Source organism: Streptomyces sp. NPDC088747 (assembly GCF_044751025.1).
GTDB lineage: Bacteria > Actinomycetota > Actinomycetes > Streptomycetales > Streptomycetaceae > Streptomyces.
In genome coordinates this window covers 172,602-190,988 of the sequence record NZ_JBIVKZ010000003.1, presented here as the reverse complement: position 1 = coordinate 190,988, position 18,387 = coordinate 172,602, and the positions used below count along the sequence as shown (strand labels likewise).

Sequence of the window (18,387 nt, the reverse complement as noted above, 5' to 3'; positions counted from 1 at the left end):
GTTCGAGTGAAAGGACTTTGGGGTCTTCCACTCACACAATCACACGCAGTGCACGGCGAACGCCTGTGAACGTCACGCTCGTGCGCAGTCCGAGGTGGTCGCCGTCCATCTGGAGGGGGAGCGGAGCCTTCGAATGCAAGGTGAAGTCCGTCAGATCGTGCAGTGACACCGCGTGCTTGCCATGGGGGCCGCGCTCGGGGGACGAAGTGAGCAACTGGGTGGCATACCGGGCAATCGCGGGGGTCGACATGCGGCTGAGGCCGAGTACGTCGAGGCCGGTATCGAACGAGGCCTTAGGTGAGGCGTACACCGGACGATTGCCGAGAAACGTCCACGGGGAGGTGTTGCAGATTATGGAGAGGATCAGATCGGTGACCGGGTCCTGGCCGGGACGCTCCAGGGTGATCGTTCCGTGCCTGCGGTGAGGATCGTCCAGAAACTGCCGTAGTACTTGGCGCAAATACAAGGCGTGCGTGGAGCGCTTGCCGCGTTCACGCTGCTGTTCGACCCTGCCGATCACACCCGCGTCGAAGCCGAGGCCCGCGCAGAAGGTGAACCAGCGGGACGGCACCGACTCGTCCTCGGTGCCCGGGGTGCCGGCCGCGAGGCCGAGGCCGATGGTCCGCTCGCGCTCCTCGCGCAGCGCGTCCAGCAGGGCACCGGTGGCCTCCACCGCGTCGTTGGGCAGTCCCAGCGCGCGGGCGAAGACATTGGTGGAGCCGCCGGGGACGACCGCGAGACGGGGCAGCCTCGCCGGGTCGGGGCCGCGGTGCAGCAGGCCGTTCACCACTTCGTTGACCGTTCCGTCGCCGCCGAGGGCGACGACGAGATCTATGTCCTCACTGTCCGCGGCCTGCCTGCCGAGGTCTCTGGCGTGCCCGCGGTACTCGGTCGTGACCGCGTCCAGCTTCATCTCGCTCGCCAACGCGTGAATCAGGACATCGCGCGTGCGCGCACTTGTGGTGGTTGCCGCCGGATTGACCACGAGAAGTGCACGCATGCGATGCAGCGTACCTACTCGGTGGTACTCGGCCCAGGCCGAGTAGGGATCAAGTAAGAGTCCCGGCCGTGAGCCTGGCCACGTGGAGGGTCGAGAGCCCGGCCACGTGGAGAGAGGGGCCGTACGCGCCGGCGCGGTCCTGGCCACCACCTCGGCGGGGCCACCGGGGCCATCGGCCGGCCGGGACCGAACGCTACTCTTCAGAGGTGAGCCGTGAGCCGAATCCCAGCCCAGACGCCCCCGCCGCAGACCCCCGCCCCCGGCGGTTGACCGCCGCGGCGGCGCTGCTCGCGCTGGAGGGGCTAGCGCTGGCCGCGGGGGGTGTCTACGTGCTCGTACTGGGCCTCGCGGGCGACCCGGACGACCGGCAGCAGGCCGTCACCGGCGGTGTGACGCTGATCGTGCTCGCCCTGCTGCCGCTGCTGGCCGCGCGTGGCCTGCTGCTTCGCCGCGGCTGGAGCCGGGGCCCCGCGGTGGTCACCCAGATCATGGCGCTGCCCGTCGCCTACAACCTGCTCCAGGCCGACAGCCTGGCGATTCCCGGAGGCATCGTCCTCGCGGTCGTCGCGGTCACGGCCCTGGTGCTGCTGGTCAATCCGGCGACGACCCGGGCGCTGGGAATCCAAGGCCCGGGCGGCGTCCGGGAGAAGTAGCCGGCCCCGCAGGACCACCCCGGGGCGGGGTCCTACTCCTCGACGAGCAGCTTCTCGCGGAGCTGGGCCAGGGTGCGGGCCAGCAGCCGGGAGACGTGCATCTGGGAGATGCCGACTTCCTGGGCGATCTGCGACTGGGTCATGTTGCCGAAGAACCTCAGCAGCAGGATGCGCTTCTCGCGGGGCGGCAGGTCCTCCAGGAGCGGCTTGAGGGACTCGCGGTACTCGACGCCCTCCAGTGCCTCGTCCTCGGCGCCCAGGGTGTCCGCGACGGCCGGGGACTCGTCGTCGGTGTCGGGAACGTCCAGGGACAGCGTGGAGTACGCGTTGGCGGACTCCAGGCCCTCCAGGACCTCCTCCTCCGAGATGGCGAGCTTCTCGGCCAGCTCGTGCACCGTCGGGGACCGGCCGTGCTGCTGCGACAGCTCGGCCGTGGCCGTGGTGAGCGCGAGGCGCAGCTCCTGGAGGCGCCGCGGGACGCGCACCGCCCAGCCCTTGTCACGGAAGTGGCGCTTGATCTCACCGACCACCGTCGGCGTCGCGTACGTCGAGAACTCGACCCCGCGCTCCGGGTCGAAGCGGTCCACCGACTTGATCAGGCCGATGGTGGCGACCTGCGTGAGGTCGTCCAGCGGCTCGCCGCGGTTGCGGAAGCGGCGCGCGAGGTGCTCGACGAGCGGCAGGTGCATGCGGACCAGCTGGTTGCGCAGCTCCGCGTACTCGGCGCTGCCGTCCGCCAGTTTGCGCAGCTCGATGAACATCGCCCGCGCCCCGCTGCGGTCCTGGGGGTCGTGCCGGATGTGCTGGGCGCTCGGCCCGTGCTGCGCGCCCTGCACGCTCTCCGTCCCCGGTTTGTCGTCTCGCTCGTGCTCGCTCATAGTCCCGCCCGTCACCGTTCCCCGAGCTCTCGGCTCCGCTCGTGCGGGGGAGGCCCCGAGCAGTCCTTCTGTGGACGGGCCGGGCGTGGCATCCTCCGGATCCCGTCGCCCGTCGCCCCGGCCGGAGAGCTTCTCCCGTTCGTCCTCGTCGACCGGCGCGGTCTCCGTGAAGGCCGCGCCGTCCTCCGGGTGCGGCCGGGCCTGCTCGGGGATGCCGTCGACGCCGCCGGCCGTGCGCCGCGGCCCGCCCCCGAACCCGGCGGGAAGCTCCCGTGTGCCGCGCTCTTCGTCCCGCACCGGCCCGTCCCCGTTCCTCACGCCGGCCCGGGTCCCGCGCCGCGCTGTTTGTAGAGGCTGATCGTCACGGTCTTGTCCTCGGCGACGGTGGACTCGACCTTGCCCGCGAGAGCGGAGAGGACGGTCCAGGCGAACGTGTCCCGCGCGGGGGCGTGACCGTCCGTGGTCGGGGCGGAGACCGTGACCTCCAGTGAGTCGTCGATGAGCCGGAAGACACAGCTCAGCACCGAACCGGGGACGGCCTGCTGCAGCAGGATCGCGCAGGCCTCGTCCACCGCGATGCGCAGGTCCTCGATCTCGTCGAGGGTGAAGTCCAAACGGGCCGCGAGTCCGGCCGTGGCCGTACGCAGCACCGACAGGTAGGCGCCCGCGGCGGGCAGCCGGACTTCCACGAAGTCCTTGGTCGCGGGCTCGCCTGCGATCTGGGACACCCTCACCTCCATGGTGGTACAAGCTCTTCAAGGGGGCCGAGGGTCGCCCCCCGGGGTAACGCGCTAGGTGGTTCAGCGGTGACGCTACCGCGCTCCCAAGTTTCCTGTCCCGGGGACCCCGCCCCTTGCCGTCACTCATAGTAAGCATATGAGTACGGACAGTGGCTAGGGGTCTGCGGCCCCAAATAGGAAGAGAACGCGCCGGGTTGACGTACCCAGGCGTCAGACCGTCGAACCGTCCGGATCGCGGGTCACACGCGCACGTGATCCACGACCCCTGTCAGTATGCCGTCGAAGCGGCAGCCGACGGGTCATACGAGTACGTGGTCGACGAAGCACCAGCGCCAGCTCTCACCGGGCTCGAAGGTGCGCATGATCTCGTGCCCCGTGTCCTTGAAGTGCTCCGTCGCGTGCCGCAGCGGAGAGGAGTCACAACAGGCGAGATGCCCGCAGGTGAGACAGAGACGAAGCTGCACCGGGTGCGTACCGGCGGCCACGCACTCCACACAGGTCTCGCTCTGCGGCTCGGGCTCGGAGTGCGGCAGCGCGTCGGTGTGCGTGCACTGTTTCATGATTGCCAGGTTACGTCGGGTGTGCGGGAAGCCGCGCGAAAAAGAGGGCGGGCGCAAGACGATGCACATTTTGCCACTGCTGTTGCTGGTCGCGGGAAGTGCCGCGTGCGCGGCGGCGGCCCGCCGCACACCGGTGCCGGCGCCCCTGCTGCTCGTCACGGTCGGCCTGCTCGTCTCGTACGTCCCAGGGGTGCCGGAGTACGAACTCGACCCCGACGTCGTACTCCCGCTGCTGCTTCCCCCGTTGCTGTATACGGCGGCCACCGACAGCTCGTACCTCGATCTGCGGGCGCAACTGCGGCCCGTCGCGCTTTTGTCGGTCGGCTACGTCCTCTTCGCGACGCTGGTCGTCGGCTGGGCCGCCTATCTGCTCGTGCCGAGTCTGCCGCTGACGGCGGCGCTGGTCCTGGGGGCGGTGGTGGCGCCGCCGGACGCGGTCGCGGCCACCGCGGTGGCGCGCCGGGTGGGGCTGCCGTCACGGATCACCACGATCCTCCAGGGCGAGTCCCTGGTGAACGACGCGACCGCGATCACCGCCTACAAGGTGGCGCTCGCCGCGGCGGTCGGCGAGGGCGCGACCTGGGCGGGCGGCATCGGCGAGTTCCTGCTCGCGGCGGTCGGCGGCATCGCGGTCGGACTCCTCCTGATGATGCCGCTCCACTGGCTGCGCACCCACCTGAAGGAGGCCCTTCTCCAGAACACCCTCTCCCTGCTGATCCCCTTCGTCGCGTACGGGGTCGCCGAGCAGGTGCACGCCTCCGGGGTGCTCGCCGTGGTCGTCGTCGCCCTCTATCTCGGACACCGCTCCTGGGAGGTCGATTTCGCGACCAGGCTCCAGGAGGAGGCGGTGTGGAAGATGGTCGCCTTCGTCCTGGAGTCCGCCGTGTTCGCCCTGATCGGCCTGCAACTGCCGGTCGTCCTCAAGGGCCTTGGGGAGTACGAGGGGACCGACGCCGCCTGGTACGCGGTGGCCCTCTTCCTCGTGGTGGTCGTGACCCGGTTCGTGTGGGTGTATCCCGCGACCTTCCTGCCGCGCATTCTCTCGGCGCGGATCCGTGAACGGGAGGAGAACCCCACCTGGAAGGCGCCGTTCGCCATCGGCTGGGCCGGGATGAGAGGCGTGGTCTCGCTCGCCATCGCCTTCTCGATCCCGCTCACCATGCACGGCGGCGAACCGTTCCCCGACCGCAACCTCATCCTCTTCCTCACCTTCACCACGGTGATCGGGACCCTGGTCGTGCAGGGGCTGACCCTGCCGCCGCTGATCCGCCTCCTGAAACTGCCGGGGCGCGACACGCAGGCCGAGACTCTCGCCGAGGCCAACGCCCAGGCGCAGGCCTCCCGGTCCGCCGAGCAGCGCCTCGACGAGCTCCTCGCCGACGAGCGCAACGCGCTGCCCCCGCCACTCGCCGACCGGCTGCGCGCCGTCCTGGAACGCCGCCGCAACGCCGTCTGGGAACGGCTCGGCTCGGTGAACCCGGTGACCGGCGAGTCCGCCGACGACACCTACCGCAGGCTGTCCGGCGAGATGATCGGCGCCGAACGCGCGGTCTTCGTACGGCTGCGCGACCTCCGCTACATCGACGACGAGATGCTGCGGACGCTGCTGCGCAGGCTGGACCTGGAGGAGGCGGCGGCGTACCGGGAGACCACGTGAGGGTGGGCTCCGGGCGCCCCGCGCAAGGGTGCGGGGGTGTGGGTCCTCGAAGGTGATCGCGTTCACCGCCGTGGCCGAAACTGATCGCTTCACCGGCGCGTTCATCCCGGAGAGCGGGTCCACCGGCGGGGTGAGGATGCCGGTCTTCCTCACCGCCACGAGGGGTTCGCCGGTGAGTTCGACATCCCCGACGTCCCGCACGCCATGCGGCTGTCCACCTCGGGCACGTTCATCCGCGGCGACTACTGGCGTGCGGACCCGGTTTTCGGGCACTCGAACATCGGCCACAGCAGTGTGGGTCCCAACGACGTCCAGGGAGGCGGCGGCCTCGATGGCTGGAACGTGCCCTGGGCCCAGCGGAGGCGGGCTCCGAACCGGACTGCCCCGGCCCCCGGAGCTGACCGGCTCCCCCGATGTCCCCACCAGGCTGAGGATCATGACTTCACCAGTACGCCGCCCGTCCCGACGGCGGCTCCGCCGTGCCCCGTCCGGTGTCCGCCGGGCGGCCGTCTCCACCGCGTCGGCAGTGAAGGGGCTGAGGTCGCCGACCGCGGTCCTGGCCCTGGGCCTGTCCCTCACGGTCACCGGATGTACGGCGGCCGGGCCGCGGCACACCGCGGCCACCGGCCCCGGAACGGCACAGGCCGTCCCTGGCCGGACCTCCCCGAGCGGCGAGATGTCCGCCCTCGCCGAACTGCCGGATCTCGGCACCCGCACCCGGTCCGAGATCCCCGCGAACGCCCGCCAGGTCGTGCTGGTCACCGGCCGGGGCAGGGATTCGGCGGACTCCCGGTTGGTGCTGTACCGCCGTACTGGCGCGGGCTGGGAACCCGGGGAAACCTGGCCGGCGCACAACGCCCGCGAGGGGTGGACGGACGACCACCACGCCGGTGATCTCCGATCGCCCGTCGGCGTCTTCTCCCTCACCGACGCCGGCGGGCTGCTCGCCGATCCCGGCACCGCGCTGCCGTACGACCGGTCGGGTGGCTTCACCGTCGGCGGCACGGGCTTCGAGGGCGAAGCCCTCGCCGGCTCCTTCGACTACGTCATCGCCGTCAACTACAACCGCAGACCCGGGACCTCACCCCTCGACCGGACCCGCCCGCTAGGCGACGGCAAGGGCGGCGGTATATGGCTGCACGTCGACCACGGCGGCCCCACGCACGGCTGCGTGAGCCTGGCGGAGGAACAGATGAAAGAACTCCTGCGCACCCTCGACCCCGGCCGGCACCCGGTGATCGTCATGGGAGACGCGGCGTCCCTCGAACGCTGAGGGGGGTGCCGGGGCGCCCCGCAGGGAGGGACGGGAATGGTGCTCCCGTGATCACGGCCGCCACCGTCGTCCCGGGCGGAAACGCGCCCTCCTCGGCCAGGGCGAGGAGTCCGTACAGCGCCTTGGCGACATAGAGACGTTCGACCGGCAGACCGTGGCGCTGCTCGAAGTCCGCCGCGAACGCCTCCAGTTCGGGGGTGGTGCGTGCGTAGCCACCGAAGTGGAAACGCTCGTCGAGGGACCAGTCACCGCGGCGGGTGCCGAACGCCGCGATCTGGAGCCCCTGTATTTCGGCGGTCAGGAAGCCGCCCCTGAGGACGGGTATCCCCAGGGCGCGCTGGTCAGGGGCGAGCCCGGCGGCCAGGCCGGCGAGCGTGCCGCCGGTGCCGCAGGGCAGGGTGACGACGTCGGCGTGACCGCGCAGCTCCTCGCCGAGCGCCCGGCATCCGCGTACGGCAAGGGAGTTGCTGCCGCCCTCGGGCACGACGTACGCGTCCTCGGCGCCCAGCGCGCGCAGGATCCCGGCGAGTGTCTCCGGCTCGGACTTGCGCCGGTACGTCGATCTGTCGACGAAGTGCAGTCGCATGCCGTCGGCCGCGCACCTGGCGAGTGAGGGGTTGAGGGGCTGCCCGGACAGCTCCTCGCCCCGGACCACGCCGATGGTGGGCAGGCGGAGAAGCCGGCCCGCGGCGGCCGTGGCCCGCAGATGGTTGGAGTACGCCCCGCCGAACGTGACCACCGTGCGGCCCGCCGCCGCAGCCAGGTTCGGGGCCAGCTTGCGCCACTTGTTGCCGACCAGCTCCCGATGGATCAGGTCGTCCCGCTTGAGCAGCAGCCGGAGGCCACGGCGGTCCAGGCGCTCGTCCACGACGAGCCGCGCCGGTGACGGAAGCCGGGGGCGCAGGACGTCGAGGCCGAGGTCGGAGCCGGGGCCGGGCGCGGGCGCTTCGGATATGTGGGGGTCGGCGGGGATGTCCGGGCTGGTCACAGGGACATTGTCGGACACGTGTCCGGGACCGGCCTCCGGAGGGAGGGCCGGACGGGGCGGCCCGCTGACCGGAGGTGAAGCCCGGCCGCGGGCCGGGCGCGGGAAGGAGCGCCAGTGATCAGCTGCTGTGCAGGAAGCTGTCCCCGTGCGTCGCGATGTGGCTCTCCAGCGCCTGCAGGGCCTGCTGCGTCGCCTGCGGGGAGCCGGTGCCGCGCCGCTCCGCGAGATACGCGGCGCCCAGCTTCTTCAGCAGATCGCTGCCCGCGCGCTGCGCCTGCACGTCGTCGATCTTCTGCTTGCCCTGCGTGAGCCCGCGCTGCGCCTGCTCTTTGGCGCGGTCCAGAAAGCCTGCCATGACCGTCTCCCGTTCTCTTGTGTCGAAGTGTCGGCCGAGGTGCCGACCGAAGCGTCAGCCGAAGCATCAGCCAAGGCGTCGACCGAGTGTCGACCGAGGTGTCGACCGAATCCGTCGGTCATCGCGTCAAACGCTTGACCCGATCTTGAAGTTCCCCTCCGCGGCGACCGGTTCGCCGTTCGAAGAACCGGCGAAAAGCCGCACCGTGCCCAATCCGTCGGTGATCCATTCCCCCTCATTCGTGTAATAGCACTGACACGCTCCGTGATGGAAGGCTTGTGCTCGCAGATCAGCGCACGACTGGGAGGGCAATATTCATGTCGGTAGGCGAAGAGGTTCGCGCGAATCAGGGCAAGCCGCAGCAGAGTCTCGGCACATCCGCCGCGCGGAACCTGGCCACCACCACCAAGTCGGCACCCCAGATGCAGGAGATCAGCTCACGCTGGCTGCTGCGCATGCTTCCGTGGGTGAACGTGCAGGGTGGCACGTACCGCGTGAACCGGCGGCTCAGCTACTCGGTGGGCGACGGCCGCGTGACATTCGTGAAGACAGGTGACCGCGTCCAGGTCATCCCGGCGGAGCTCGGCGAGCTGCCCGTGCTTCGGTCGTACGAGGATCAGGAGGTGCTCGCAGAGCTCGCCTCCCGTTGCCAGCAGCGGGAGTTCGCACCGGGAGAACTGCTCGTCTCGTTCGGCAACCCGTCCGACGAGGTGTTCCTGCTCGCGCACGGCAAGGTGGAGAAGACCGGCACCGGCCCGTACGGGGACGACGCGGTCCTCGGCGTCCTCGCCGACGGCGCGTACTTCGGCGAGCAGGCACTCATCGACCCGGACGCCATCTGGGAGTACACGGCCCGCGCGGTCACCGCGTGCACCGTCCTCACCCTGCCCCGCAACGACCTCGAACAGGTCGCGGAGCGCTCCGAGACCCTGCGCGACCATCTTCAGGCCCTGCGCGCGATCCCGGAGCAGCGCGCCAACAAGTACGGAGAGAAGGAGATCGACCTCGCGGCCGGCCACACCGGGGAGCCGGACATCCCCGGCACCTTCGTGGACTACGAGAGCGCGCCGCGCGAGTACGAACTGAGCATCGCCCAGACCGTGCTGCGACTGCACTCTCGGGTGGCCGACCTCTACAACCAGCCGATGAACCAGACCGAGCAGCAACTGCGGCTCACCGTCGAGGCGTTGAAGGAGCGCCAGGAGGACGAGCTGATCAACAACCGCGAGTTCGGTCTGCTCAACAACTGCGAGTACGACCAGCGGTTGCAGCCGCACGACGGCGCGCCCAGCCCCGACGACCTCGACGAACTGCTCAGCCGCAGGCGGGGCACCAAGCTGCTCCTCGCGCACCCGCGGGCGATCTCCGCGATCGGCCGTGAGCTCAACAAGCGCGGCCTCGTCCCGGAGACCATCGAGATGGCAGGCAGCCGTATCCCGACCTGGCGCGGGGTGCCGATCTTCCCGTGCAACAAGATCCCGGTCAGCGACGCCCGTACGACCTCGATCATCGCCCTGCGTACGGGCGAGGCCGAGCAGGGTGTCATCGGGCTCCAGCAGGCCGGGATCCCGGACGAGATCGAGCCGAGCCTGTCGGTGCGCTTCATGGGCATCAACGAACAGGCGATCATCTCCTACCTGGTGACGGCGTACTACTCGGCCGCGGTGCTCGTGCCGGACGCCCTCGGCATCCTGGAGAACGTCGAGATCGGCCGCTGGCGGTGACCAACCCCAGGCCGGGCGTGGTGTCCCCGCCCGGCCGGACGGGGACACTCGGCAGACAGGCGTCGCCACCGGATCCGGCCGAGAGTCCCGACCGGCGCGGCCCCGCCGGGAGGCCCACGGACGAGCAGGTCCCGGCGGACACGCGGCGGGGGTCCCCCCGTTCGGGCGAGGCGGGGAGCGGGGGAGGGCAGGAGGCGGAGGGGATCCTGGAGAGGGCCCGTGCCTCCGTCGACCCCGAGCTGCGTGACGCCCTCGATTCGCTGCCCGGCTCGATACGCCGGGTCGCGCTCTACCACTTCGGCTGGGAGCACGCGGACGGCACACCTGCGGCCGGCAACGCGGGCAAGGCCATCCGGCCCGCACTCGTGCTCGCCGCGGTCCGGGCGCTCGGCGGAGATGAGGCGTCGGCCGTACGGGTGGCCGCCGCGGTGGAGCTGATCCACAACTTCACGCTGCTGCACGACGACGTGATGGACCGGGACGCCACCCGCAGGCACCGCCCCACCGCCTGGACCGTGTTCGGTGACGCCGACGCGATCCTCGCGGGGGACGCTCTGCAGGCGCTGGCTCAGCGGCTGCTCGCCGAGGACCCGCACCCGGCGTCCTCGGCCGCTGCCGCCCGGCTCGCGTCCTGTGTCGTCGAGCTGTGCGAGGGGCAGCACGCGGACAGCGCCATGGAGAAGCGCGGCCCGGCCGAGGTCACCCTCGACGAGTGCCTCGTGATGGCGGAGGCCAAGACGGGCGCGTTGCTCGGCTGTGCCTGTGCGCTGGGCGCGCTGTACGCGGGGGCGGGGGACGAGGACGTCGAGGCGCTGGACGCGTTCGGCCGTGCGGCCGGGCTCGCCTTCCAGCTGATCGACGACGTGATCGGGATCTGGGGGGATCCGAGCCGTACCGGCAAGGCCGCGGGGGCGGACCTCGTCGTCCGGAAGAAGTCGCTGCCCGTGGTGGCCGCGCTCGCCTCCGGCACCGCGGCGGCGGCCGAGCTGGCCGAGCTGTACGGAGCGCCTTATCGGGAAGGGGAGTTGGAGCGTACGGTGCTGGCGGTCGAGCGGGCGGGGGGCCGGGACTGGGCGCAGGCGCAGGCCGGCGACTGGATGGCACGGGCGATGCAGGAGCTGTCCCGGGCGGTGCCCGAGCCCGAGGCGGCGGGGGGTCTGCTCGCGCTGGCCGAGTTCGTGACGCGGCGCAGCAACTGACGGCGCCCGCGAGGTGGTTCGAGTCGCCTGTCACGCCGCGGGTCGAGTCATCGGTCACGCCGGTGGCTGGGTCATCGGTCGCGCCGGTGGCCGAGTCCCCGAAAACGCCGGTGGCCCCGGTTCCGTACGGCACCTGACATCCGTACGGTTCTGTTCCGGGCTCCGGTCGGTCCCGCACATCCCCACGGTGTGCGGGACCTGTTTTTTCGCCCCCTCCGCCCCTTCCCGTCCCGTCCCTGGGGGCTGCCGCCCCCAGACCCCCGCATCGCGCTGACGCGCTCGTCCTCAAACGCCGGACGGGCTGAAACGGACGGGCTGAAAAAAGGGATTTCAGCGCTCCGGCACGATCATCGTCACGATCCGCTCCACCAGGCCGTCCGGGACGGTGGTCTCCGGCAGGACGCCGTCCAGGACGGCCGGCAGCGTCAGGTGTTCCAGGAGGAGGCCGAGCATGGCGAGGTAGAGGACGGTGACGACGTCGTCACCGCCCGGGAGTCCGGCGTCGCGGTGGAACCCGATGGCTTCGTCCAGGTCGCCGCGTACCGACTTGGTGTACGACGTGCGCAGGGCGGGGCGGCGGGTGGCCTCCAGGCGCATCTCGAAGAGGGCGAGATAGCCCGTGCGGTCCCGGGTGGCGCGGGCCAGCAGGTCGCGCATGAACTCCAGGACGAGGGAGCGGTCCTTCGGGCCCTTCAGCAGTTCGGCGAGCACGGCAGGGTCGGGGGCCAGGCGCCGGTGGAGGTGGGCGTCGACCTGGTTCAGCAGGTCGTCGCGGTCGGTGAAGTAGTTCGAGGCGGTGCCCACCGGCACGCCGGCCCCGGCGTCCACCGCGCGGAACGTCAGACCGCGCGCCCCCTCGCGGGCCAGCACCTCGACAGCCGCGTCGACGAGAGCGGCCCTGCGCTCCGGGTTCCTTGCCATCGGTGCCACCTCCGGAAATCTGGGGCGCCGCTCGATCGTCCTCACCCCTTGCAACCACTACACTTGAAGTACTATAACTGAAGTGGTTCAGACGGAATGCCGCCCAGGGAAAGAGACCCGCTTGCGCAAGCTCACGTACTTCGTCGCCTGTTCGATCGACGGCTTCATCGGAGCCCCGGACGGCGACGCGCAGTTCTTCGTGCCCTTCGTCGACGAGGAGTTCTTCGAGGACTTCCTCAAGGTGGAGTATCCGGAGACCTTGCCGACCCACGGCCGCCGGCCGCTCGGCATCGACGGCCTCAGGAACCGCAGGTTCGACACGGTCGTCCAGGGCCGCGCCAGCTACGACCTGGCGCTGGAGGCCGGGGTGACCAGTCCCTACGCCCATCTGCGCGAGTACGTCGCCTCGCGCAGCCTCAAGCAGTCGCCTGATCCGCATGTCGAGATCATCGCCGACGACGTCGTCGGAAGGGTTCGCGAACTCAAGGCGGAGGAGGGGGAGTTCGGCATCTACCTGTGCGGCGGCTCGCAGCTCGCGGGGGCGCTGGTCGACGAGGTGGACGAGCTGGTGATCAAGACCTATCCGGTGGTGCTGGGCTCCGGCATGCCGATGTTCGGCTCCGGGTTCGAGGTGACCGAGTTCGCGCTCGGCGAGGTGCGGACGTTCCGGAACGGGGTGCTGGTGAGGACGTACGGCAGGAAGCGCTGAAGGCCCATCCGCAATACCCTGAAGGCATGGGCACCGATGAGTATGTCTGCTCCACTTGTGGGGAGCCGGTCGCCACGGTCGTGAAGAGGCACAAGACCATGGGCGCGTGGGTTCCCGCCTGGGTGGCCGGCCCCTGCCGGAACCCGCACTGCGAGACGTATGCCGAAGCAGCCGAGGAGGAGCCCCGGGCCGAGGTCCGGCCCGGGGCGCCCGTCACGAAGAAAACCTGACCGGGTCCGCGCGGCCGTGTAGAGAAACACGGGCCGGCTCCGACGTCTCCTGTGAGGGCCGCCCGAAAGGGAGGCCCGACCGAGGAAACCGGCCAAGCCGAAGGAGCGGACTCATGAAGTACCTGGTGATGGTGCTGGGAACACAGGCGGACTACGAGAGCATGCGGGGCAAGCCCTCCGCCGGGGCGCCGGTCTGGAGCGAGCAGGAACTCCAGGCCATGTACGCCCACATGAGCGCGATCAACGACGACCTCTCCGAGTCCGGCGAACTGGTCGACGCGAACGGACTGGCCGAACCCGCCCGGACCCGGTTCGTCTCGGCGGGCTCGGACGGCAAGCCCGTCATCACCGACGGGCCCTACGGCGAGACCAAGGAACTGCTCGCCGGCTACTGGGTCCTGGAGTGCGAGAGCCTGGACCGGGTCACGGAGATCGCCGCGCGCGTCGCCCAGTGCCCCGGCCCCGAGGGACTCACCGATTACCCGGTGGTCATCCGGCCCATCCTGGAAGGCGCCGGGGAGATCTGAGCCGACGCTCCGGAGACGACGCATGACTCCCGGGACCGGGATCGAGGACCTGCTGCGCAAGCACGCGCCGCAGGTCCTCGGCGCGCTCGTCCGCCGGTACGGGCATTTCGACGCCGCCGAGGACGCCGTACAGGAGGCGCTGCTCGCGGCGGCACGGCAGTGGCCCCGTGAGGGCGTGCCCGACAATCCTCGCGGCTGGCTGATCAGGGTCGCCGCGCGGCGGCTGACGGACGCGTTGCGCGGTGAGGAGTCGCGGCGGCTGCGGGAGGAGAGGGAGGCGGCGCTGACGCCTCGGGACGCCTTCGTGGCACCGCCGCCCGGTGCGGCCCGTGCGCCCAGCGAGGACGACACGCTCTCCCTGCTCTTCCTCTGCTGCCATCCGGAGCTGACCCCGTCCGGCCAGATCGCGCTCACCCTGCGGGCCGTCGGAGGACTGACGACGGCGGAGATCGCCCGCGCCTATCTCGTACCGGAGGCGACGATGGCGCAGCGGATCAGCCGGGCGAAGCAACGGGTGCGGGGGACGCGGTTCGGGCGCCCGGACAACTGGGAGGAACGCCTGCCCGCGGTGCTCCACACGCTGTACCTGATCTTCAACGAGGGGTACACGGCGACCTCCGGAGCGGCCCTCCAGCGGGCCGAACTCGCGGGCGAGGCAATCCGGTTGACCCGCACCATGCGTCAACTCCTCCCCAAGGAGGGCGAGGTGGCGGGGCTGCTGGCGCTGATGCTGCTGACCGACGCCCGGCGCGCCGCGCGCACCGGTCCGCACGGCGAACTGGTCCCGCTCGACGAGCAGGACCGCGGTCTGTGGGACAGGGCGGCGGTGCGGGAGGGCGTGGCGCTGGTGACCGAGGCGCTGTCGGTGTCGCGGGAGACGGCGGGCCCGTATCAACTGCGGGCGGCCATCGCCGCGGTCCACGACGAGGCGCCGTCGCCGGGCGCCACGGACTGGCGCGAGATCCTCGGCCTGTACGACGTCCTGGTCCACCGGGTTCCGGGTCCCGTGGAGCGTCTCAACCGGGTGGTCGCGGTGGCCATGGTGCACGGGCCGCGGGCGGGACTCGCCGAACTGGAGCCGCTGGAAGGGGAGTCGGCGCTCGGCCACCGGATCGACGCGGTCCGGGGCCATCTGCTGGAGCGCGCGGGTGACCCGGCGCGGGCCCGCGCCGCCTACGAGTCGGCCGCCGGGAAGACCCTCAGTCTCCCCGAACAGCGGTATCTCCAGGCGCGGGCCGCCCGGCTGAGGCCGTAGCGTACGGGTATGGCCGAACACATCCTGCACATCACCGAGCGCTCCCTGTGGGAGGCGGCACGCGCGTCCGGCGCCTACGAGATGTCCACGCGCGGCAAGAGCCTCCAGGAGGAGGGATTCATCCACTGCTCGCTGCGCCACCAACTCCCCACGGTGGCCGCCTTCCTGTACGGCTCCTACACCGGACCCGACGAACTGGTGGTCCTGGTGATCGACCCCGAACGGCTCGGCGCTCCCCTGCGGTACGAGGCCGTCACGGCCGGAGGCGAGGAGTTCCCGCACATCTACGGACCGGTTCCGCCGGAGGCCGTCGTGGACGTCGAGGTGTGGGAAACCGGCGGGGCGGCTCGCTAGTTCGACGGCGACGGGGCCGGCAGTCCGCCCGTCTCCGGGTCCCGCGGTGTGAGGCAGTACGTGCCGCCGGAGGGGTCCCGCATCACCGCCCAGCGGGCGCCGCGGCCCAGGAGCGTGGCGCCGAGGAGTTCGTGGCGGATGCGGATCGCGTCGATGTCGGAACAGGCGATGTCGATGTGGGCGGCAGTGGGGCGCGCGTTGCCGAGGCGTTGCAGGAGGATACGGACCGGGAGCGCGGCCGGCGGCCTGATCGCGTGGAACTCCGCGAGCGCGCCGGGCACCGACTCCCAGCCGGTCAGCGCGCTCCAGAAAGCGATCTCCGCCTCGTACACGGCGGGTGCCAGATCGATGCACACCTGGTCGAGACGGCTGGTGACACCGGACGGACCCTTGATCACCGGAGGCCGCTTCGACTCCCCGTGCCACGGCACCGCGCAGAACAACTGCCCGCCGGGAGAACGCAGTACGGCCCAGTCCCCGTGGTCCGCGACGGTGTCGGCACCCAGCCGCAACGCCGACCGCACCAGCGCCGGTACGTCCTCGACGACGAGGTCGAGATGCGCGCCCCCGGCGCCCGGCCCGGACCCGGCGACACCCTGCGCCTTCACGCACGCGTCGGCCGCTCCGTCGGGCAGCAGGGTCACGAACTCGCCCCGCTCGCCGCGCCGTTCGGACAGCTTGGTGCGGGTGACCGCGGTCCAGAACTCGCAGGCGGGTCCGAACTTCTTCAACGGCCGGTCGACAAAGGCGTAGGTCCACCGGATCGGCTGGGTCGGCTGGACCGGCTCGGTCGGCTGGGTCAGCCGGATCGGCTCCGTCATGATCTCTTGTCTCCGATCAGGCCGTGCAACGACGTTGTCACGCGCGCGACGAACGCGTCCCGCGCGGTGGGGGAGAGGACATCCAGGGACAGGTACGGGTTGAGATCCTCCAGCTCGACGAGGAGGAGCTCGCCGTCGGGTGCCCGGCAGGCGTCCACGCGCTGGATCCCGTACTCGATGTCGTTCCAGTCCACGAACCGCTGGGCGAACTCCCGGTCCTGTTCGGTCGGTTCGTAGGGTTCCAGGGCCCAGCGCTGGTCGGGGCGGGGCGCGTACAGGGCGTACTGGAGGGTGCGGTCGACGAAGTAGAAGGACACCTCGTAGGCGAAGTCGACGCGCGGCTGGACGAGGACGTCGCCGTACAGCGCCGGGTCGGCGAGCCGGTCGCGCGCCACGAACTCCAGGCCTATCGAGTCCGCTCCCCGCCTCGGCTTCACCACGTACGTGCCGACGTCCGGGAGCCGGCCGAGGTCCGCCGTGCGGTCGATGGTGGGGATCACCGGATATCCCGCCGCGGTGAGCTCCAGCAGATACCCCTTCCCCGCCATGTCGCCCTTTCCGGAGAGCTGGTTGTAGACCCGCACGCCGTCCGCGACCGCCCGCTCCCGGAACTCCTCGTACGGCGCCTGGTAGTTCAGGACCGGCCCGCTGTTGCGTACGACCACCGCGTCGAAGGCGTGCATCAGCGCGGCCGCGTCCAGCGGGTGGCAGACGGCGAGGTCGAACTCCGCGCGCAGCCGGGAGGTGAGGAGGATGTCCTCGTCGCAGTACCGGCGGCCCTTGGCCGGGTAGGCCAGGTCACTGACGTACAGGATGCTGGGGCGCGCGGACGGCATGGGGTCTCCCGGTGATGGTGATCAGCCGATGGTAGGCCCGCCCGCCCAGGACCGGGCCGTCCACGGTCCGCTCAGGCGACGGGAGGGCGTTCGTTGAAGCGCAGGAGATTGCCCGCCGGGTCGCGGAAGGCGCAGTCGCGCAGGCCGTAGGGCTGGTCCGTGGGCTCCTGGAGCACCTCGGCACCGGAGGCCTGGACACGGGCGAAGAGGGCGTCGCAGTCCGGCGTCGAGAAGATCACGCCGCGGAGCATGCCCTTGGCCAGGAGCTCGGCCATGGCCTGCTTGTCGGCGGGGGAGGCGTTCGGATCCGCCGCCGGGGGTTCCAGCACGATCTCCACGTCCGGCTGGAGCGGCGAGCCGACGGTCACCCAGCGCATTCCCTCGAAGCCGACGTCGTTGCGCACCTCCAGGCCGAGGACGTCGCGGTAGAACGCGAGCGCCTTGTCGTGGTCGTCCACGGAGATGAAGCACTGGGACAGTCTCACGTCGGCCACGGGGCCGTTCAGGGGTCCATTCATGGGGCCACGCTAGAGGCGAGTGCCCGGTTCCGCCTCCGGGTTGCGGTGACGGGCCGGGCGGGTGAGGCGCTGGGCCACGCAGGAGGGGATCGGCGCGCCGTGGTCGTGCGGCCGCGCGCGGTACGCGCTCGGGGTCTCGCCGGTCAACTCCGTGAAGCGCGAGCTGAAGGAACCGAGCGACGTGCACCCCACGGCGAAGCAGACCTCCGTGACCGACAGGTCGCCGCGGCGCAGCAGGGCCTTGGCACGCTCGATCCTGCGCGTCATGAGATAGGTGTACGGAGTCTCGCCGAAGGCGGCCCGGAAGCTGCGCTGGAAATGGCCGGGCGACATCAGCGCGGTGCGCGCGAGCTCCGCCACCTCCAGCGGCTGCGCGTACTCACGGTCCATCCGGTCGCGGGCCCGGCGCAGCCGGACCAGATCCTCCACGTTCACCTCATCAGGATGGCACGGGGCACCGACAGCGGGGTACGGGCGCGGTCCGCTTCCCGCGACGTACGGGCGCGGTCCGCCCTCCGCGACGCCCCTGGCCGCGATCCCGGCATCGGGACGCCGAAGGGGCCCGGCCGGTTCTCCGGCCGAGCCCCTTCCGTGCGCGGCAAGCGCGCCGACCCGCGAGGGTGCACCGCTCGCCGGTCATGCGAACTGACGTGGTGTCAGGCCTTCTTGGTCTCCCAGAAGATCTTGTCGATCTGGGCGATGTAGTCCAGCGCCTTCTGGCCCGTCGCCGGGTCGGCGGACGCCTTGGCGGCCGAGAGGGCCTTCAGGGTGTCGTTGACCAGCTGGTGCAGCTCCGGGTACTTCTCGAAGTGCGGGGGCTTGAAGTAGTCGCTCCAGAGCACCGAGACGTGGTGCTTGGCGAGCTCGGCGCGCTGCTCCTTGATGACAACGGCGCGCGTCTGGAACTGCGGGTCGTCGTTTCCGGCCATCTTTTCCTGGACGGCCTTCACCGACTCCGCCTCGATGCGGGCCTGGGCCGGGTCGTACACGCCGCAGGGCAGGTCGCAGTGCGCGCTGACCTTCACCTTGGGGGCAAACAGGCGGGAGAGCATTGAGCTGTCCTTCCTCGTGATCGTCTTCTCAGGTGGGACATTACTCCGTAGGAGACGGGTTTTCGCGAGTGCCCCCGTGGGCTTAGGACAAAAGTCCGGGGTGGGACTGGGACTCGTGGAGGATCGGACCGGGGAGG

General features: G+C 70.8%; 22 protein-coding genes and 1 pseudogene. 11 read left to right on the top strand and 12 right to left on the bottom strand.

Features of this window, described 5'->3' with window-relative positions; all coding sequences use genetic code 11:
* Positions 1–31: 31 nt before the first annotated feature.
* Positions 32–1,000 (bottom strand): diacylglycerol/lipid kinase family protein, encoded by a 969-nt coding sequence (locus tag ACIP79_RS09245; RefSeq protein WP_383681772.1) that lies wholly within the window; start codon positions 998–1,000, stop codon positions 32–34.
* 206 nt (positions 1,001–1,206) lie between these two features.
* Here ACIP79_RS09245 and ACIP79_RS09240 point away from each other — a divergent pair, with 206 nt between their 5' ends.
* A complete protein-coding gene (locus ACIP79_RS09240; RefSeq protein ID WP_401221367.1) occupies positions 1,207–1,653 on the top strand; it encodes a hypothetical protein in 447 nt (148 codons plus the stop codon).
* A gap of 32 nt (positions 1,654–1,685) precedes the next feature.
* Here the strand turns inward: ACIP79_RS09240 and ACIP79_RS09235 are convergent, their stop codons facing one another.
* From ACIP79_RS09235 to ACIP79_RS09225, 3 genes are all read right to left on the bottom strand, one after another.
* Complete coding sequence (locus ACIP79_RS09235) at positions 1,686–2,849, bottom strand: RNA polymerase sigma factor SigF (RefSeq protein ID WP_401221364.1); 1,164 nt, start codon at positions 2,847–2,849, stop codon at positions 1,686–1,688.
* On the bottom strand, positions 2,846–3,259 hold the full coding sequence (locus ACIP79_RS09230) for an anti-sigma regulatory factor (RefSeq protein WP_266454474.1): 414 nt from the start codon (positions 3,257–3,259) through the stop codon (positions 2,846–2,848). The genes ACIP79_RS09235 and ACIP79_RS09230 overlap by 4 nt, the downstream gene beginning before the upstream one ends.
* 311 nt (positions 3,260–3,570) lie before the next feature.
* The gene (locus ACIP79_RS09225) at positions 3,571–3,831 is read right to left on the bottom strand and encodes a UBP-type zinc finger domain-containing protein (RefSeq protein WP_401221361.1); all 261 of its coding nucleotides are present in this window, start codon (positions 3,829–3,831) and stop codon (positions 3,571–3,573) included.
* 61 nt (positions 3,832–3,892) lie between these two features.
* On the opposite strand from ACIP79_RS09225, the gene ACIP79_RS09220 reads away from it, so the two are divergent.
* The 3 genes and pseudogenes from ACIP79_RS09220 (at position 3,893) to ACIP79_RS09210 (ending at position 6,761) form a co-directional block, all read left to right on the top strand.
* Positions 3,893–5,488: a Na+/H+ antiporter gene (locus ACIP79_RS09220; RefSeq protein ID WP_401221359.1), complete on the top strand. Its 1,596-nt coding sequence runs from the start codon at positions 3,893–3,895 to the stop codon at positions 5,486–5,488.
* A 162-nt stretch (positions 5,489–5,650) separates the two neighbouring features.
* Positions 5,651–5,839 (top strand): annotated as a pseudogene (locus ACIP79_RS09215) (hypothetical protein); the annotation flags it as partial.
* A gap of 85 nt (positions 5,840–5,924) precedes the next feature.
* A complete protein-coding gene (locus tag ACIP79_RS09210) occupies positions 5,925–6,761 on the top strand; it encodes a L,D-transpeptidase family protein (protein ID WP_401221357.1) in 837 nt (278 codons plus the stop codon).
* Here the strand turns inward: ACIP79_RS09210 and ACIP79_RS09205 are convergent.
* Positions 6,730–7,716 (bottom strand): 1-aminocyclopropane-1-carboxylate deaminase/D-cysteine desulfhydrase, encoded by a 987-nt coding sequence (locus ACIP79_RS09205; protein ID WP_401222089.1) that lies wholly within the window; start codon positions 7,714–7,716, stop codon positions 6,730–6,732. The genes ACIP79_RS09210 and ACIP79_RS09205 overlap by 32 nt on opposite strands.
* A gap of 151 nt (positions 7,717–7,867) precedes the next feature.
* Entirely contained in the window at positions 7,868–8,104 is a 237-nt protein-coding gene (locus ACIP79_RS09200; RefSeq protein ID WP_383681784.1) for a hypothetical protein, read from the bottom strand.
* A 317-nt stretch (positions 8,105–8,421) separates the two neighbouring features.
* On the opposite strand from ACIP79_RS09200, the gene ACIP79_RS09195 reads away from it, so the two are divergent.
* Both ACIP79_RS09195 and ACIP79_RS09190 read left to right on the top strand, forming a co-directional pair.
* Positions 8,422–9,828, top strand: coding sequence for a family 2B encapsulin nanocompartment shell protein (locus tag ACIP79_RS09195; RefSeq protein WP_401221354.1), 1,407 nt, complete (start codon positions 8,422–8,424; stop codon positions 9,826–9,828).
* The gene (locus ACIP79_RS09190) at positions 9,825–11,027 is read left to right on the top strand and encodes a family 2 encapsulin nanocompartment cargo protein polyprenyl transferase (protein ID WP_401221351.1); all 1,203 of its coding nucleotides are present in this window, start codon (positions 9,825–9,827) and stop codon (positions 11,025–11,027) included. The genes ACIP79_RS09195 and ACIP79_RS09190 overlap by 4 nt, the downstream gene beginning before the upstream one ends.
* A 330-nt stretch (positions 11,028–11,357) precedes the next feature.
* Here ACIP79_RS09190 and ACIP79_RS09185 read toward each other — a convergent pair whose 3' ends face one another.
* Positions 11,358–11,948 (bottom strand): TetR/AcrR family transcriptional regulator, encoded by a 591-nt coding sequence (locus tag ACIP79_RS09185; RefSeq protein WP_401221348.1) that lies wholly within the window; start codon positions 11,946–11,948, stop codon positions 11,358–11,360.
* 121 nt (positions 11,949–12,069) lie between these two features.
* Here ACIP79_RS09185 and ACIP79_RS09180 point away from each other — a divergent pair, with 121 nt between their 5' ends.
* From ACIP79_RS09180 to ACIP79_RS09160, 5 genes are all read left to right on the top strand, one after another.
* Positions 12,070–12,657, top strand: a complete 588-nt coding sequence (locus ACIP79_RS09180; RefSeq protein WP_401221345.1) for a dihydrofolate reductase family protein — start codon at positions 12,070–12,072, stop codon at positions 12,655–12,657.
* A gap of 26 nt (positions 12,658–12,683) precedes the next feature.
* Positions 12,684–12,887 (top strand): hypothetical protein, encoded by a 204-nt coding sequence (locus ACIP79_RS09175; RefSeq protein WP_387185865.1) that lies wholly within the window; start codon positions 12,684–12,686, stop codon positions 12,885–12,887.
* 113 nt (positions 12,888–13,000) lie between these two features.
* Positions 13,001–13,414, top strand: a complete 414-nt coding sequence (locus ACIP79_RS09170) for a YciI family protein (RefSeq protein WP_383686293.1) — start codon at positions 13,001–13,003, stop codon at positions 13,412–13,414.
* Between the two features lie 22 nt (positions 13,415–13,436).
* Complete coding sequence (locus ACIP79_RS09165; protein WP_401221341.1) at positions 13,437–14,669, top strand: RNA polymerase sigma factor; 1,233 nt, start codon at positions 13,437–13,439, stop codon at positions 14,667–14,669.
* A 9-nt stretch (positions 14,670–14,678) separates the two neighbouring features.
* On the top strand, positions 14,679–15,023 hold the full coding sequence (locus ACIP79_RS09160) for a DUF952 domain-containing protein (RefSeq protein ID WP_401221338.1): 345 nt from the start codon (positions 14,679–14,681) through the stop codon (positions 15,021–15,023).
* Here the strand turns inward: ACIP79_RS09160 and ACIP79_RS09155 are convergent.
* The 5 genes from ACIP79_RS09155 to sodN form a co-directional block, all read right to left on the bottom strand.
* Positions 15,020–15,844 carry a VOC family protein gene (locus ACIP79_RS09155; RefSeq protein ID WP_401221335.1) on the bottom strand — a complete coding sequence of 275 codons (825 nt, stop codon included), beginning with the start codon at positions 15,842–15,844 and terminating at the stop codon, positions 15,020–15,022. The two genes, ACIP79_RS09160 and ACIP79_RS09155, sit on opposite strands and share 4 nt — an antisense overlap.
* Complete coding sequence (locus tag ACIP79_RS09150) at positions 15,841–16,680, bottom strand: hypothetical protein (RefSeq protein ID WP_401221332.1); 840 nt, start codon at positions 16,678–16,680, stop codon at positions 15,841–15,843. Before ACIP79_RS09150 ends, ACIP79_RS09155 begins: the two co-directional genes overlap by 4 nt.
* A gap of 71 nt (positions 16,681–16,751) precedes the next feature.
* A complete protein-coding gene (locus ACIP79_RS09145; RefSeq protein WP_401221329.1) occupies positions 16,752–17,198 on the bottom strand; it encodes a VOC family protein in 447 nt (148 codons plus the stop codon).
* Positions 17,199–17,207: 9 nt separating this feature from the next.
* On the bottom strand, positions 17,208–17,633 hold the full coding sequence (locus ACIP79_RS09140) for a helix-turn-helix transcriptional regulator (protein WP_383686279.1): 426 nt from the start codon (positions 17,631–17,633) through the stop codon (positions 17,208–17,210).
* Between the two features lie 221 nt (positions 17,634–17,854).
* The gene (sodN, locus tag ACIP79_RS09135) at positions 17,855–18,250 is read right to left on the bottom strand and encodes a superoxide dismutase, Ni (RefSeq protein ID WP_383686277.1); all 396 of its coding nucleotides are present in this window, start codon (positions 18,248–18,250) and stop codon (positions 17,855–17,857) included.
* Positions 18,251–18,387 lie beyond the last annotated feature (137 nt).